The organism is Vibrio sp. 2-1-2a (assembly GCF_032648565.1).
Lineage (GTDB): Bacteria > Pseudomonadota > Gammaproteobacteria > Enterobacterales > Vibrionaceae > Vibrio > Vibrio diabolicus.
On sequence record NZ_WBOH01000002.1, the window covers coordinates 380,369 to 396,558 of the forward strand.

A 16,190-nucleotide genomic window follows, 5' to 3' on the forward strand; every position below is an offset into this window, starting at 1 on the left:
CTAAACACTCAAGTAGAGCTTAATATCTGATTAAATTAGCCTTTTTAGAATTAGGCTTCTTTTAGTATTAGTGCCGGTGTTCTGGCGGGATTGGCAAATCGTAATCCTGAATTTTGGGGCGCTGTCCACCTCGTTTTCGGTATTGCTTCAACTGGAATACAAATGCCAAAACCTGAGCCACCGCAGTAAATAATCCATCGGGGATCTCTTGTTCAAGCTCGGTAGTATGGTACAGCGCACGAGCAAGTGGCGGAGCAGGTACAATTGTGATGTCATGCTCTCGGGCGACTTCTCGAATCTTCATTGCCATGTGATCGGTGCCTTTAGCGATCACTACCGGCGCACGGTCTGTCTTCTGTTTATAACGAAGCGCAACCGAAAAGTGCTCTGGGTTGGTAACAATAACATCAGCCTGAGGAACGTCTGCCATCATACGACGTTGAGCCGCTTCCCTTTGCAACATACGAATACGGCCTTTAACTTCCGGCTTACCCTCAGTCTCTTTGTATTCGTCTTTGACTTCTTGCTTGGTCATTTTTAACTGATCGGCGTGCTGCCAGATTTGAAATGGAATATCGATGGCAACCACAATTAATAGCGAGCAACTGATCAGCAAAATAAAGTTCAGCAAAATATCTAAAGCATGGAAGATGTTTTGCGGATACACATCCATACTTAATTGAATCAGATCCGCCTGCGATGCTTGGATCAAATAGATCGCGACACCAGTAACCAAAACCACTTTAAGAATTGATTTGATCAACTCTACCCAGCTTTGCATTCCGACCATCCGCTTTAAACCGCTAAGCGGATTCATTTTCGACAGCTTTGGCATAGCGGCTTGAGCAGAAAAACTGATTCCTCCCACACCCGCAGCACCAATCATGGCGGCAGTAAACAATGTCGCTAGCACCAAAAATAGAGGGAACAACAAATCGGTCATCGCCCCTAAAGCAATGTCAAATAGCTTTGCCGTATCAAAAATCTCTTCTCGTTGAAGATCAAATAAACGGCTCATGATGGAAAACAATGAACGTGCTAACGCCTCGCCAAACCACATCAGTGAAATGGCGCCAACGATCAGTACAGATGCTGATGCAAGTTCTTTAGACCGAGCAACCTGCCCCTTTTCTCTGGCTTGTTGTAACCGTCGGGGCGTGGCTTCTTCGGTGCGTTCCTGACCGTCTGATTCTGCCAATTCTTAGCACTCCAAGCGAATGAGTCGACAAATCTGCGCCTCACCCACTGTCCAGAACATTTCATAATGACTATAAAGGCCAGCCAGTATGTACCAACAAAGTAATAAGCCCACCATCAAAGCAAAGGCAAAACCAAGCGAGAAGATATTCAGCTGTGGTGCGGCACGGGTCATTACACCAAACGACAAGTTAATGGTAAGTAGTGCAATAATGCCAGATAGAGACATACTCAGTGCCGTTTGGAACATAATACCAAGCCAGCCTGCCATTTCACGGAAATCAACCGCGTTGAGCGAGCCGGAGCCAATCGGCAAAGTTTTGAAACTGAACACCACCAATTGCAGCATTTTCAAGTGCCCATCGGTGGCAAGGAAAAACATTGTCGTCAAAAACATGAATAACTGACCAAGCAATGGCGTGTTCTGACCATTTGCGGGATCAACCATAGAAGCGAAACCCAAACTTGATTGCATACCCAATATTTGTCCCAACAAGACAAAGGTTTGAATCATAAATTGAGTGACCATACCCATCGCAATACCGATGATCATTTGCTCGGCAATGGTCATAAAACCCCGAAACGAGAGCAACTCAATGTCTTGAGGCACTGCAGGGATCGCCGGCATGACGGCAAAAGTGATGGCTAACCCGAGGTAAAGGCGGATTCGTGGTGAGACAAATCGAGCCCCAGTTACCGTCATCACCATCAGCATGGAAGAGATACGAACGTAGGGCCAGAAATAGTTTGCGATCCAATCTAATACAACGCTAGTGGGGTATTCCATAGGCGCCTCTAATAAAGCACCTGAGGTAAGCGCTCAATCAAGCCATAGAAATATTCCATCAACATTTGCGTCATCCAGTGACCAAATAGCATTAGAGCCAAAAGCGTGACAATCAAACGCGGCAAGAAGCTCAATGTTTGTTCGTTGATGGAAGTCGCAGCTTGGAAAATCGCAACAATAAGGCCGATAAGCAAACTTGGGATGATAATGGCGCAGACCATGATAAGCACCATCCAAAGTGCTTCACGGAAAAGCTCGACAAACATTTCTGGTGTCATGTCTTATCCTCTATCTGCGCTTATCTAAAGGGCGAAACTGCCCGCGAGTGTCGAAAGTATCAAGTTCCAACCATCGACCAATACGAACAGCATCAACTTGAACGGCAACGAAACAATCATTGGTGACAACATCATCATACCCATTGCCATCAGTACCGACGCTACCACGAGGTCAATAATCAAAAACGGCAAGAAGAGCATAAAACCAATTTGGAATGCAGTTTTTAACTCCGAGGTGATGAAAGCCGGAATCAACACCGCCATCGACACATCTTCTGGGTTCTCAACTTGCTCTCCTGACATGGTTACGAACGTCTCCAAATCTTTGATTCGGGTCTGTTTAAGCATAAATGCTTTCATTGGTGCTTGTGCAGCATCAAACGCTTCTCTCGCAGTGACTTGCTCATTCAAATAAGGCTGAACGGCTTTATCGTTGATTTCGTTCAGGACAGGAGACATAACAAAAAAGGTCAAAAAAAGCGCTATACCAATGATGACCTGATTAGACGGCGTTTGTTGCAAACCCATTGCCTGACGCAATATCGACATCACCACCACAATTCGAGTAAACGACGTCATTAGAATCACCATAGCAGGCAAGAAGCCAAGCATGGTCATTAACGCTAGGATTTGTAGCGTAACCGAGTAATCTTCACTGCCATCTGGGTTTGTGGTCATGGTAAACGCAGGGATGCCACCACCACTAGAAACGGACATAGCACGACTGGCGCCAGTATCACTTTGCATCGCCTGAACAGTGACGCTACTTCCATCGGCCAAGTTGTCAGGCAGAGCAGACTCCTCTGCCTCAGCAAACGAAAATGAAGAAAACAGCACGCCGACGAAAAGCAACAACGTGCTCAGGAGCAAACGAATCGGGTTACCCTTTGTCATGTTTTTTGATCAGTTGGCTAAATTGAGTCGCAAAAGCATTGGTCGCCAACTCTTCCTCTTTCAGTGGCTTATCTAACTTGGCTAACGTTTGGATTGATTGGCTGGTAATTCCAACCAAAAACTGCTCTTCACCCACTTGAACTACGGCGATTCTTTCTTTGGTGCCCACTGGCAACTGACTCACAATACGCAAGCCTTTTTGTTGTCCCATCGCCGGCACTTGCATACGTTTAAGTAGCCAAGCCAACAAAAGAATCACGCCGATCACAAGCACAAGCGAGCCCAGTGTCGTCGCAAGATCCAGATTATTTGGTGCGGCAGCAAATGCATAAGGAGCACTCAGCATTAAGCTCAGTGCTCCAGTGATTTGCTTCAATCGCGTTTTGATTGAGCGGCTCATCTTAACGTAGCTTCTTAATTCGTTCAGTTTGGCTGATCACATCCGTCAAACGGATACCAAACTTATCGTTCACGACCACGACTTCGCCATGCGCAATCAGTGTACCGTTGACTAATACGTCCAATGACTCGCCCGCTAGACGATCCAACTCAACAACCGAACCTTGGTTCAACTGCAATAAGTTCCGAATGCTGATTTGTGAACGACCGACTTCCATCGAAATCGTCACCGGAATATCCATGATGGTGTCGAGTTTACGACGCTCATCTTCGGTAATTGGGCTTGAAGTGTCTTTTAGCTCTTCCAGTGGCGCGGCCAATACTTCATCTACGTCAACAGAAGGTGCAGACGGGTCTTCGCCAAGAGCGGCTGCCCATTCATCTGCTAGCTTTTGATCGTCACTTGGTTCCATTTTTCTATCCTGTGTTAAGCCTTATTTAATGCCAAAGCATGTCTGTTCAATAAGGTATCTTAATCGTCTATATCGTCTTCATTCTCAAGCTCAGACATGATGTCCTTGCCCAAGAAAGCTAAATCTGTTTTGACTACATGTGGGCGCTCAATTTCCTCAGAAATTTGCACCGCTAATTTGTCTTCCGAACGGCCCATTTTTACGCGATAGGTCGGCAGGTCTTCCACAAACATTGTCGCATGTTCTGGCATTTCAATCGGGATGATGTCACCCGGTTGCAATTCCATGAGGTCACGCAAAGAGATGTCTTTTTCAAGCAAGTTAACGCGGAAGTTAACCGGACAATCCATAATCTCTTCACGCAATGCTGAGCTCCAACGGACGTCAGTCTCCATCTTGTCGGACTGAACACCTGCATCCAACAGTTCACGGATAGGTTCAACCATGGAGTAAGGCATAACGACATGAAAATCGCCGCCACCGCCGTCAACTTCTATATGGAATGAACTCACGACAATCACTTCTGTCGGGCTGACAATGTTAGCCATACTTGGGTTTACTTCAGAGTCGAGATATTCGAACTCCACCCCCATCACTGGCGACCACGCTTCTTTGTAGTCTTCAAATACAATCTTCAGCAGCAGCTGAATGATGCGGCGTTCCGTTGGGGTAAATTCGCGCCCTTCGATTTTGGCATGGAATCGACCATCCCCACCAAAGAAGTTTTCTACCAGAATAAAGACTAAGCGAGCCTCCATGGTGATCAACGCTGTACCTTTTAACGGACGAAAACGCACCATGTTCAAACTGGTTGGCACGTACAATGTGTTTTGGTATTCGCCAAACTTCATCATCTGCACGCCATTGATCGACACTTCTGCCGTTTTACGCAGCATATTAAACAGACTAATACGCATGTGTCGTGCAAAGCGCTCGTTGATAAGTTCGAGCGTCGGCATTCGACCACGTACAATCCTGTCTTGCGACGAGAAATCAAAATTGACGGCACCTTCGTTGTCGTTTTCTATCGGTTCATCGACGTCATCAACATCGTCAACCCCGTGCAATAGCGCATCAATTTCGTCTTGGCTTAATAGATCGGTCACGTTTTACCTATTGAATAACAAAATCTGTAAACAGTACTTTTTCAATCACTGGCTTACCGACCGCAGCGTTTAGCGCTGCTTTGATATCTTCGGAAGCACGATCGCGCAATTCCACTCGTCCCGTTGGAGAACGCAACTGATCAACCGTCGCCGAAGCAAACGTTGATAACAAAGAGCTCTCAATTAGTGGCGAATGGTACCGCGCCAACTCTTCATTCTCTGCGCCGCGAACCATTAACTGCGCTTTAATTTGTACCAGTCTGTCGCGACGGTCCCCAGTAACGTTAAATACAAATGCCTGAGGAAGATTCACGTAGGCAATGGGCGAGGCATCTGATGCCTTCGCTTGAACCTGTTGAGACGCTTCAGCCTGAGCTGGTTCATCAGAGCCCATGAGAAAGAATGCTGCTGCACCACCGCCAAGTAGCAATACCACAACAGCGATTATGATGATAAGTAACTTACCTTTTCCTTTCGGCGCATCGGCCCCTTGTAGCTGTTCTTCTGCCATTGTTGTCTCTTATTATTCTTTTAGGTTACCGAGATGCTTGAGAAAGTCGTTTGGTAACCTTGTATTATTGCCTTTAAACGGCCTGTTATGCGTAAAAGCTAATTCCATCACGCTTTGAAGCCACATTCAAATCCAGATTGACGTCAGCATCAAAGCTCTCTTCTGGTTGTCCAGAAAAACCGCTGCCTTGAGCGCTTTGACCATGTTGCTCAGCAGTATACCTACCTTGCTGCTGCCCACTGTTTTGTTGCTGAACAGAAGAATCAGCCAATTGCATGCCCTGCTGCGCCAACATCTCTCTCAAGCGAGGAAGCGTCTGTTCAATGATGTCACGCGCTTGCGGGTTGTTCACCGTAAAATGCACATTAGCTACATCGTTGTTCATCGTCATACGAATTTGCATACGACCTAATTCGGGTGGATCAAGACGAATATCGAGGTTTTTTAGGTTCTTCGACATCATCATTTGCACTTTTTCCGCCACTTGCTCATTGGCCAACTCTTTGGTCAGTTGCAACGGAAGCTGAGCTTGCTGCGCAGCATCAATACGCGCTTGTTGCTGCACGTTTGTTCCTTGTTGACCCGCCATCGCCTGAAGCTGCCCTGCTAAACCATGTTGAAGTTCTGGTTTATCTTGCTTATCCGCTGTCGCTTTAAGTGCACCAGCAGTCAATGCGGCATTCACAACTTTCTGGTTAACCTCTCCGTCCTTTACGCCTTGAAGCGCCGTCGGCAAATGAGCGGCGGCCAACGCATCTGGCATCGGAGATAATGCGACTTTATCTGTACTCTGAACAGCTTGTGGCTGAGCTGATTGAGGCGCAAAACTAAGGGCTTGCTGAGACATCCCCATAGGTGTAGCCTGGCGAGCCAAATGATGTTGTACTTGCTGCTCGGCGAGAACCTGTTTAACGTCAGTAGGAAGCGCAACAAACTGGGCAAGATCTTGCTCAGGAATATCGGCAATGACCGTCCCTTTTTTCAACCCTTCTATGATCTCTGTTTCTTGCTGAGTCAGTGGTTTTCCCTGCGCCAGTTTGGTATCTATGAGTTCGAGTTCATCCAAGGAAACACGCTGAAGCGCATCAATTTTAGAGCCATCCAAACCCACCTCCAGTGGCGATAGTTCATTGGCAACGTCACCACTGACCATGCCCTTCTCGGTTGGGTGACTGACTTGTTTAGCCATACCTTGCCAAGTAGCAAACTCAGACGAGAGCTTATCGACATCTATAGGTTGACCATTCTTATCTAAAATTGGCTCTAAGCCTTGCCCAGCCATTGCCTGCACTTGTTCAAGCGATTGAGCTAATGGCATGTCATTCAAAGCAAGTTCATCAATGTCTGTTGTTTGCCCGTTGAACGAGTGTTCTAAACCCGCTCGTTGAGGCAAAACTTTGCCACTATCGATGGATGCATTATTCGCTTTCAAGGTTTGATTCGCTTGTTCAATACGACCAAGCAGCTGTTGTCCTTCACCCATCGCGCTTTTTGCGCCATTAGCAGCTGAAGGGGCGTTCGAGAGTGAACCGACTTTCTCAGTGACATCAGCATCATTTTGCGAGTGCGCGCCTTGTTTGGCTTCCAGTAGGCTTGCTTCATCACTTTGAATGGTGTTCGCATGCTCTGTCAGCATGTCGCCAGAGCGGCTTTGCTCTTGAATAGCAGTGTCTTGGCTTTCTTGCGCCAGCAACTCTTCGGTATCGTTACTGCTCGCTTGAGCCACATCTGTGACCGCTTCTTGGCTATCAGCTTCGCCAGACGAAAGCTTGTTAATCTCGGCACTGTTTTGTTCTTCACCATTTAGTGATTTCGTTGCTACTTTTTCTGACTTTTGTGAACCTGAAAACGCATCCGTCAAGGTTTCTAAAAATCCCTTGTTCTCCGCGTTTTCTGTAGGTGCTTGTGCGGCAGAGTCAGACACTGACGTCTTGCTCGTCGCAGAAACATTGGACAAATTCACATTCATATAGAAATTCTCATTATCAGCAGCTTCGAGCGCTAGGCCGCTGCTAAATTGCACACGGTGGCAAATTTAGGTTATTGGGGTGATCATCTACAAAGATATCTGCAAAAATTACGCCAATAACAAGCTCATTGCTGCAGTGACAAAACGAGCGTCATAAGTGGAAGCAACATCAACTTTTAAACATTAAAAAGGCTTCGCTCGACGGCTGTAAAGCAACGTTGAAAACTCGTCCATTTGCTTTTGTTCCCGTTTGGCTTCAGCAAGCTGTTTCTCTTTCTCACGCTTTTCGATCATCCACTCATAGGATTTGCGTTCTTTGCGTACTGTTAACCAGTACTCTTGACAGTTTTCTACCTGTTCTTTGAAATGACTTTCTGCTTGTTTCTGCTTAGATAACGTTTCGTCTAGCTGAGTGAGAAAGCGATTTAAATGCCCATATTCGCTTGCCGTTAAGCCAACCTGGCCACGGTCGATAAGCTGTTGGCAATAATCAAGGCGATACTTTTCGATTTGCTCAACCTGACGGTAATAATCTTCAAGTTCAGAGCGCGCTTTGTTCAGCGCAAGTACGGCTTGATCTTCACGCTCTTTAGTCTGCTCAAGTAGGAACTCCATCGCATTGTTCATGCGCTATCACCCGCCTAAAATGTTTCTAAGCATGTTGACGCACATATCGTATGGCACCGATTCTTTCATGCTCTGCTGTAAGTATTCGTCTAACTTTGGCTTCAATGTAAACGCGCCATCGATAGCAGGATCGGTGCCCGGCTTGTACGCCCCAATCGAGACCAAATCTTGGTTCTTGCGGCAAATCGACAAGACCTGACGTACCGCTTTCGACATCAGAACATGTTCTTCAGTGGTGATTTGCGGCATAACACGGCTAACCGACTTTTCGACGTCAATCGCAGGATAATGGCCTGCATCCGCCATTTCACGGGACAGCACAATGTGACCATCAAGAATTGCCCGCGATGCATCCGCAATCGGGTCTTGTAAATCATCGCCCTCGGTCAACACGGTAAAGAACGCCGTAATTGAGCCTTGTTCGGCGCTTCCGTTACCCGCACGCTCAACCAAAGCAGGTAGCTTGGCGAACACAGATGGCGGATAGCCTTTTGTCGCTGGCGGCTCACCAACAGAAAGGGCGATTTCACGCTGTGCTTGCGCAAAACGCGTCAAGGAATCCATCAATAACAGAACGTCCAAACCTTGATCGCGAAAGTACTCGGCAATGGTTAAGGCGGTTTGACAGCCTTTCAAACGCATCAATGGTGAAGCATCGGCAGGCGCAGCCACCACAACAGAGCGACGTCGTCCATCCTCACCTAAAATCTCTTCGATAAACTCTTTAACTTCGCGTCCACGCTCACCTATCAGACCAACCACAACAACTTGTGCGGTTGTACCTCGCGTCATCATGCCAAGCGTGACCGATTTACCCACACCAGAGCCGGCAAACAGACCGATACGCTGACCTTTACCTACCGTCAATAATCCGTTAATCGCTTTCAAGCCCACATCAAGTGGCTCTGAAATTGGCTTTCGAGCCAGCGGGTTGATTGGCTCAGCATTAAAAGAGGCGCGATGATCGGTATACAACGGGCCAAGTCCATCAAGCGGATTACCAACCCCGTCAATCACTCGACCAAGCAACTCCATGCCAACAGGCAAGCCAGCGTCACTGGTTAATGGCGTCACTCTAGCGCCAGGCAAAATGCCCGTAATTTGCTCGCTTGGCATCAAAAATAGGTTATCACCTGAAAAACCGACGACCTCGGCTTCCATCTGACCGGACATGGTTTCCACTAAGCATAAACTGCCAATTGGCGCGCGACAGCCTGTCGCTTCCAACGTTAACCCAACCACTCGAACCAGTTTGCCAGAGGCAACTGGGCGCGTCGTTAAGCCTTCAACTTTGTAGTTTCTTAAACGGTCAGCCAATGCTTGCATGGATTATTCACCCTCTTGATGACGGTTTGCACCACAAAAACTGTGCAACACGCTTTTGACGCGCTCTTCCATACGGTAGTTAATGCTTGACTCACCCGCTTCAATTTGGACGTCGCCTCGATTGAGTGATGGCTCAGCAACCAACGTCCAGTTGCGGCAATCAAGGTCTTCTTCGCCGTAGGCTGAACGAATAATCGCAACGTCTTCTGTATTCAGGTGCAAGGTAATAGGGTGACCTGATATTGGCAGCGCTTCAACCGACTGCTTAACCGTGTCTAAAATAATTTGAGGGTTGGTTTGTACTTCGACATGCACGACTTCTTTAACTAAACAAAGCACCATGTCCACCAGCTGCTTTTCAACCTGAGCATTCATTAGCTCTAACGGCTGAGCAAACTGGTTCGCTAAGTTCATAAAGGTTTCAACTTGCTGCTGAATATATTCTTGACCTGCGGTCACGCCTTCGGCTTTTCCAAGCTCCAGCCCTTCAGCATGGCCCGCTTGCAGGCCTTCTTCTTTGCCTTTGTCGTAACCTTGCTTAAAGCCGGCTTCTTGACCTTGATACAAACCTTCCTGATAAGCGCCTTGCTTGATCAGCTCTATCTGCTCTTCGGTTAGCTCAAGTGCTTGCTCTTCTTCTGGTTCTTCAAGATTCGGTACCCAACCAGGATCATAGTTAAATGCGGTTTGTTTTGCTTGCTTGGCTTTGGGCTCGCCGTAATCAGGCAACCCCCAACGTTGTGGTTCGATCATCGAATCATCTTCATCAGGACGGATAAATCCACGTTTTCTTTCGCCAGCCATGGGTTACCTATTATGTATTCGATTAAGAAGTGAGGGCGCTCCGCAATAGGATAATCGCGGAGCAATAGAGATTATAAGAATTCGTCCGCACCGCCAGACAACATGAGTTCGCCTGCATCGGCCATGCGACGAGCGATCGCTAGGATTTCTTTCTGTGCCGCTTCGACATCCGCCACGCGAACTGGCGGCATCGCTTCGATGTCATCACGCATCATCTCAGCCGCTCGTTTCGACATGTTCTTAAATACCTTCTCACGCAGAGAATCGTCGGCACCTTTAAGTGCTTTTTGCAACACGTCTTGTGGTACATCACGCAGCAATTTCTGAATACCTTGATCGTCCACTTCGACTAAGTTTTCGAAGACAAACATCAAGTCTTGAATTTGCGTCGCCATGTCTTCGTCTTGATCGCGAATCTGTTCCATCAATAAACCTTCGACGTTGTTGTCTAGATAGTTCATGATCTCCGCTGCCGCTTTCAGGCCGCCAATCTTGGCGGCTTGAGCGCCAGCTTGACCCGCGAACTGTTTCTCCATGATTTCGTTCAGCTCTGCCAGTGCCGATGGCTGAACTTCTTCAAGGTTGGCAATACGCATCATCAGATCCAAACGCACGCGCTCAGGGAACTGAGACAAAATCTCCGCGGATTGGTCTGCTTCTAAATAAGACAAGACGATGGTTTGGATCTGCGGGTGTTCGTTGACAATGATGCTCGCCACTTGTCGTGGGTCCATCCATTTCAGCGAATCCAAGCCTTTTGAACCCGTACCAAGCAGGATCTGGTCAACCAAGTTGTTGGCTTTGTCTTCACCAAGAGCTGCCACCAGCGCATTACGCATGAAGTCTTCGCTGCCCATGCCGATGTTGGTGTATTTCTGGATGTCCTCCAAAAACGCACGGTGAACGGCTGACACCTTGTCTTGGCTGAGATCTTTCGCCTTAGCCATCGCACTACCCACACGCTGGACCTGTTTTGGCTCTAGGTGACGAATAATGCCAGCGGCATCTTGTTCATTGAGGCTCAGTAGCAAAATTGCTGCTTTTTCTTCGCCAGTAATGGTTGAGACATCCAGCTCAACTGGCATTCCCGCGGCGTTGTCATCTTGAGGTACGATATCGTTAGCCATTGTCATTCATCCAGTTTTTCACTACTTGAGCAGCCAGTTCAGGTTCATTCGCGACCAGAGCGCGAACCGCTTTCAATACATCTTCATCTTTATGAAGGTTTGGCAAATCAATACTTGAGCCAAACTCAAACAGTTCGCTGCTTTCAATGTCGCTGCCAATCAGGCTAGTTTCACCATCCGCACCAATCGGCAAGCCGTCTGGTCCGTACATTTCGTCTTCGTCATCACTGGTAGGGTTAAGCAATTTCTTCATTGCTGGGCGAACCAATACCAATACGACAACGATGATCACCAATGCACTTGCGAACCAACGAACCCAGTCACTGAAGTTAGGGTGCTCCCAAATTGGTGGTTCTTCCAGCTGTTCAGCCTCAGGCTCTGCAAACTTCACACTCAGTACATTCAACAAATCACCACGGCCTTGGTCAAAACCGACCGTACCAATTAAGACTTGGCGAATAGCATTAATTTCCGATTCGGACATAGGGGTATAGGTCACTTCTCCCGTATCTGGGTTGACCTGACGACGGTCCTTAATCGCAACAGAAACTGTCTGACGAGCAACCGTCCCCGTCTGCTTACGCTCATGGCTGATGGTGGTATCAAGCTCAAAGTTACGCGTGGATTCTTTACGCACCGAACCCTGTCCCATGACAGAACCGTCTTTCATCTGAGCCACATCTTGCGGAATAGAGGCATCCGCTGGAGGCTGATTACTTAACGCCCCCGGAATACCCGCTACCATATTGCCGTTATTGTAATCTTCTAATGCGTACTCACTGCGGGTTGCAGGGGTATTGGGATCAAAGCGTTTGCGAGTTTGTTCAACCGCGCTGAAATCCATTTGGATATCGACCTGCGCCGTGTAGTTGCCATAACCTAAAATAGGTAATAGCACTGAATCAATTTTTTCACGCAGCGCTTGTTCCTGGCTACGCTCTAATTCTTGCTCTTTGCGTCGCGCAGCAGAAGCAGGGTCTTGAGAGCCTGAACTGAGCAAACGACCATGCTGATCTGTGACGGTAATGCGGGAAGTTTTCATTCCCGGAACGGCACTCGCCACCATGTCGACAATAGAATCAACTTCTTGCTGTTTGAGGTTCGTACCAGTCGACAGTGTCAAAAATACGGACGCTGATGCTTCTTGGTTATGACGCACAAAAACACTGTGCTTTGGTAGCGCCAATAAGACTCGCGCTTTACGAACTTGCTTCATTTCCTCAATCGCTTGAGCCAACTGACGTTCTCGACTGAGTTTAAGGCGCTCTTGCTCTAAACGTTGTGATACGCCAAAGCCCATATCTTGCAGCAAAATATCATCGCCCGCCTCTGTGGCTTGGTTTACGCCCGAGCGAACCATGCCAAGTTTGATCGAGTTGTATTCGCTCGATTCAACAGAAATGGTATTACCATCAAGCTTGTAATTGATTTTTTGCTGGTCCAGATAATCCAAAACGGGGATCAACTCTTCGGTCTCATACGCTCCAAGCGGGCGCATCTCCGGCTCTTTGACCCAAAAGAACAGCATCACGATCAATGCAACACAGATGGAGATTGACAGCACAAGTACAACTTGACGAAGTAAATCAAGGTCACCCACTGCCATATCAAATTTTGACGCACTGCGCTCCTCTAGATCTGGATTTTGACTCTCCACATCTACGTCGGAACTTGCTACCAGTGCACCATCTGAGCCGCCTTCAGTGACGGTTAAATCTGTAGACTTGTCTGCCACACTTATTACCTAAATTACACTGGCATGTTCATGAGGTCTTTATACGCCTCAACGAGTTTATTGCGAATTTGAACCGTCGCATCAAAAGCGACACTAGACTTGTTACGAGCAATCATAACGTCAGAAAGGGAAACATCGGCATCACCACGATCAAAACGGGTTTGTAAATCACCGGATGCTTTTTGAAGTGTGTTCACGTTATTGATGGCTTTAGTTAGGAGATCATTAAAATCTGCTCCAACTTTCGCCCCACTTGCAGTAGGAGCAGTATTGGTTGCTTCTACCATCATGGCGCGCATTTCTGCCTGAATACCATCAACTTTCATTAGCACCTCTAAGCCAAAAGATTGACTATTAACAAAACTGATTATTAACACAGCAATTAACGTGCCATAAGACATTAGTTAGCGGTTTGCTTACACTTTTTATCTTATGGCGATTGCACATGCTAATTTGGGATATCTATACCAGCATCACGCATTTTGGCAAGTTTGTAGCGCAAGGTTCGTGGGCTTATGCCCAGTTTCTCCGCCATTTCTTTGCGTCGGCCGTTACACTCCACCAAGGTTTCCAAAATAATGGCGTATTCTTGGTCACGCAGCTCGCTGCCCAAGCCCTCCCCGCCAGATACCGGACGGTTCACACTCTCAGGTTGAGCGACTGGCTTAACATTAGGTACCACCATCTCTGCATTTTGCACCACATGCTGCAAGCTGTTGGCATCTTGCCAATCCACCCCTTCTAGCAAAATGTGCTCTGCGTCGATATCACCATTCTCACTTAAGATAAGAGCTCGTTGCACCACGTTATCCAGCTCACGAACGTTACCTGGCCAAGGGTATTGCAGCAGTTTTTCTACCGCAACGGCTGAAAATTGAGGCACTGGCATCCCCATCTTGCTGCAATGACGCTCAGCAAGATGCTTGGCAAGTGGCGCAATATCGCCTTTGCGTTCGTTCAGTGCTGGCCACGCAATTGGGAACACATTCAGGCGGTAGTATAAATCTTCACGGAAGTTGCCTTCTGAGACGTACTGCTTGAGATCACGGTTACTGGTCGCGAGCACGCGTACATCCAGCTTGATACTCTTACGACTGCCAAGGCGCTCAACTTCACGCTCTTGCAAAACACGTAATAGTTTCGCTTGCAGGTTTAAGTCCATTTCGCTGATTTCATCCAGCAAGATTGTGCCGCCTTGCGCTTGTTCAAACTTACCCGGACACGCTTGAACAGCGCCAGTGAACGCGCCTTTCTCATAACCAAATAGTGTCGCTTCAAGCATGTTGTCTGGAATCGCCGCACAGTTGATCGCAACGAATGGACCATCTTTACGGTTTGATGCGTTGTGAATATAACGCGACATCACTTCTTTACCTGAGCCACTCGGACCTAGCACCATAACATTCGCATCTGTACGTGCCACTTTATCGGCCAAAGCAAGTAGACGCAGACTTTTTTCATCTGCCACGACCGCGTCACCATTGTCATCGCTTTTGATCGGTGCATATCGACTGACCATATTTAGCAACACTTCTGGTGCAAATGGTTTCGCCATGTAGTCAATCGCGCCGTCTTTCATTGCCGACACGGCATCTTCAATGTTGGCGTACGCCGTCATTAACAGTACTGGTAAGTTAGGCCAATTCTGCTTGATATTTTTGAGCAGAGCCAACCCACCCATACCTGCCATTTGCACGTCAGAAACGACGATATCGACAGTATTCGATTTGAGTTTTAGTAGTGCGTCTTCCGCACAGTCAGCTTCTAACCACTCATACCCTGCCAGAGCCAGAGTATCCACTAGGGCTTCACGAAGACCTTCATCGTCTTCTACGATCAGCACTTTGCTTTGCGCCATTCTGATTCTCCAGTAATTGTTATTACCAGAAGCTGCTTATTGCGCTTCTGGTTGCACTCGCTCTAGCGGAATGCACATGGTAAAGCAGGCTCCATCACCCTGCTCTGAAATAAGTTCCAATCGACCGTCATGGGCACGGCAAACCATTTGAACAACAGCCAGCCCTAACCCGGTTCCTTGAGAACGCGTGGTAAAAAATGGCTCCATAATTTTGGCTTGTAGTTCTTCAGGTACACCCGGTCCGCTGTCTTGCACTGAAATGCGCAACTCGCCATTTACCGGGCGGAAAAAAATATCGACTTGCGACTCTTTACCAGACATCTGAATCGCATTCATGACAAGGTTGCTCAACGCGGATGCAATCGCATTCGCATTGCCTAGCAACTCAGTTTGTTCTTCTTCCACTTCTAGGCAGTAATCAATACCGTTATTTTTTAGCGCGGTTTCGACCATCGGCTGATATTCCGCCACCAACTGAGCAATCGTAAATGGCTTAATGACTTTATTATCACCACCTTTAGCAAAAAGCAGCATATCATTAACCTGCTTTTCCAAATCGTGCAGTCGATCCATTAATTTGGTTTGAAAGCGATCCCTTGTCGCTGGTGGAAGGTTTGGCGCTCCCAAATTGGATGCATATAGCATGGCGCTCGATAGCGGCGTTCTTACTTGATGAGCAAGCGACGCTACCATACGCCCTAACGACGACAAGCGTTGTAAATCACTCACACGAGCTTGAAGTAAGCGAGTTTCGGTTAAATCGGTAATCAGGATCAATTGACCTGTCGTAGAAGCCGAAATGGCTAATCGAACTTTACGACCATTCCGCAGGGAAACTTCGTGACCATCATCCTCACGAGGATCAAACACCGCCTGAATAATGTTGAACCATTTTTCATTAACCAGTGGAATCTCAAGAATTCGGTGCGCCTCTGGGTTTGCTTCACGCACTATGCCGAACGTGTCGAGCAGAATCACTCCGGCAGGCATCACATCAAGCACCTGCTTATAGCGCTCAACCTGATTTTCTACGGAATCTAAATGGGATTGGTTGGTGTTGTTATCCATTACTGCCTGTCGAAATATCGCCGCTAAAACTAAAATAGCTTGGTAAGCAATTAGCGTACCAAGCTATTTTGTATATTTATCATGACGTTAA

Annotated in this window: 17 protein-coding genes; all 17 read right to left on the reverse strand. The window is 47.4% G+C overall.

Annotated features, from left to right (window positions below):
- Positions 1–67 precede the first annotated feature (67 nt).
- Positions 68–1,198, reverse strand: a complete 1,131-nt coding sequence (gene flhB, locus F7Y48_RS06370; RefSeq protein ID WP_006741705.1) for a flagellar biosynthesis protein FlhB — start codon at positions 1,196–1,198, stop codon at positions 68–70.
- A gap of 3 nt (positions 1,199–1,201) precedes the next feature.
- A complete protein-coding gene (fliR, locus tag F7Y48_RS06375) occupies positions 1,202–1,984 on the reverse strand; it encodes a flagellar biosynthetic protein FliR (RefSeq protein WP_005384463.1) in 783 nt (260 codons plus the stop codon).
- A gap of 8 nt (positions 1,985–1,992) precedes the next feature.
- Complete coding sequence (gene fliQ / locus F7Y48_RS06380; RefSeq protein ID WP_012841532.1) at positions 1,993–2,262, reverse strand: flagellar biosynthesis protein FliQ; 270 nt, start codon at positions 2,260–2,262, stop codon at positions 1,993–1,995.
- Between the two features lie 24 nt (positions 2,263–2,286).
- Positions 2,287–3,156, reverse strand: a complete 870-nt coding sequence (gene fliP / locus F7Y48_RS06385; protein ID WP_006741704.1) for a flagellar type III secretion system pore protein FliP — start codon at positions 3,154–3,156, stop codon at positions 2,287–2,289.
- Positions 3,143–3,556, reverse strand: a complete 414-nt coding sequence (gene fliO, locus F7Y48_RS06390) for a flagellar biosynthetic protein FliO (protein ID WP_012841531.1) — start codon at positions 3,554–3,556, stop codon at positions 3,143–3,145. The genes fliP and fliO overlap by 14 nt, the downstream gene beginning before the upstream one ends.
- 1 nt (position 3,557) lies before the next feature.
- Positions 3,558–3,968, reverse strand: coding sequence for a flagellar motor switch protein FliN (gene fliN, locus F7Y48_RS06395; protein WP_012841530.1), 411 nt, complete (start codon positions 3,966–3,968; stop codon positions 3,558–3,560).
- 59 nt (positions 3,969–4,027) lie between these two features.
- Positions 4,028–5,074 carry a flagellar motor switch protein FliM gene (gene fliM / locus F7Y48_RS06400; protein ID WP_006741703.1) on the reverse strand — a complete coding sequence of 349 codons (1,047 nt, stop codon included), beginning with the start codon at positions 5,072–5,074 and terminating at the stop codon, positions 4,028–4,030.
- 7 nt (positions 5,075–5,081) lie between these two features.
- On the reverse strand, positions 5,082–5,585 hold the full coding sequence (fliL, locus tag F7Y48_RS06405) for a flagellar basal body-associated protein FliL (RefSeq protein WP_012841529.1): 504 nt from the start codon (positions 5,583–5,585) through the stop codon (positions 5,082–5,084).
- Positions 5,586–5,670: 85 nt separating this feature from the next.
- Entirely contained in the window at positions 5,671–7,554 is a 1,884-nt protein-coding gene (locus tag F7Y48_RS06410) for a flagellar hook-length control protein FliK (RefSeq protein WP_193446999.1), read from the reverse strand.
- Between the two features lie 183 nt (positions 7,555–7,737).
- On the reverse strand, positions 7,738–8,181 hold the full coding sequence (gene fliJ, locus F7Y48_RS06415; protein WP_182034840.1) for a flagellar export protein FliJ: 444 nt from the start codon (positions 8,179–8,181) through the stop codon (positions 7,738–7,740).
- A gap of 6 nt (positions 8,182–8,187) precedes the next feature.
- Positions 8,188–9,507: a flagellar protein export ATPase FliI gene (gene fliI / locus F7Y48_RS06420; protein WP_006741701.1), complete on the reverse strand. Its 1,320-nt coding sequence runs from the start codon at positions 9,505–9,507 to the stop codon at positions 8,188–8,190.
- Positions 9,508–9,510: 3 nt separating this feature from the next.
- Complete coding sequence (gene fliH / locus F7Y48_RS06425; RefSeq protein ID WP_145532739.1) at positions 9,511–10,311, reverse strand: flagellar assembly protein FliH; 801 nt, start codon at positions 10,309–10,311, stop codon at positions 9,511–9,513.
- A gap of 71 nt (positions 10,312–10,382) precedes the next feature.
- On the reverse strand, positions 10,383–11,438 hold the full coding sequence (gene fliG, locus F7Y48_RS06430; RefSeq protein ID WP_012841526.1) for a flagellar motor switch protein FliG: 1,056 nt from the start codon (positions 11,436–11,438) through the stop codon (positions 10,383–10,385).
- The gene (fliF, locus tag F7Y48_RS06435; RefSeq protein WP_006741698.1) at positions 11,431–13,173 is read right to left on the reverse strand and encodes a flagellar basal-body MS-ring/collar protein FliF; all 1,743 of its coding nucleotides are present in this window, start codon (positions 13,171–13,173) and stop codon (positions 11,431–11,433) included. The genes fliG and fliF overlap by 8 nt, the downstream gene beginning before the upstream one ends.
- Before the next feature lie 14 nt (positions 13,174–13,187).
- Positions 13,188–13,499 carry a flagellar hook-basal body complex protein FliE gene (gene fliE / locus F7Y48_RS06440; protein WP_012841525.1) on the reverse strand — a complete coding sequence of 104 codons (312 nt, stop codon included), beginning with the start codon at positions 13,497–13,499 and terminating at the stop codon, positions 13,188–13,190.
- 122 nt (positions 13,500–13,621) lie between these two features.
- Positions 13,622–15,031: a sigma-54-dependent transcriptional regulator gene (locus tag F7Y48_RS06445; protein WP_046875536.1), complete on the reverse strand. Its 1,410-nt coding sequence runs from the start codon at positions 15,029–15,031 to the stop codon at positions 13,622–13,624.
- A gap of 36 nt (positions 15,032–15,067) precedes the next feature.
- On the reverse strand, positions 15,068–16,099 hold the full coding sequence (locus tag F7Y48_RS06450) for a sensor histidine kinase (protein WP_006741696.1): 1,032 nt from the start codon (positions 16,097–16,099) through the stop codon (positions 15,068–15,070).
- Between the last annotated feature and the right edge of the window lie 91 nt (positions 16,100–16,190).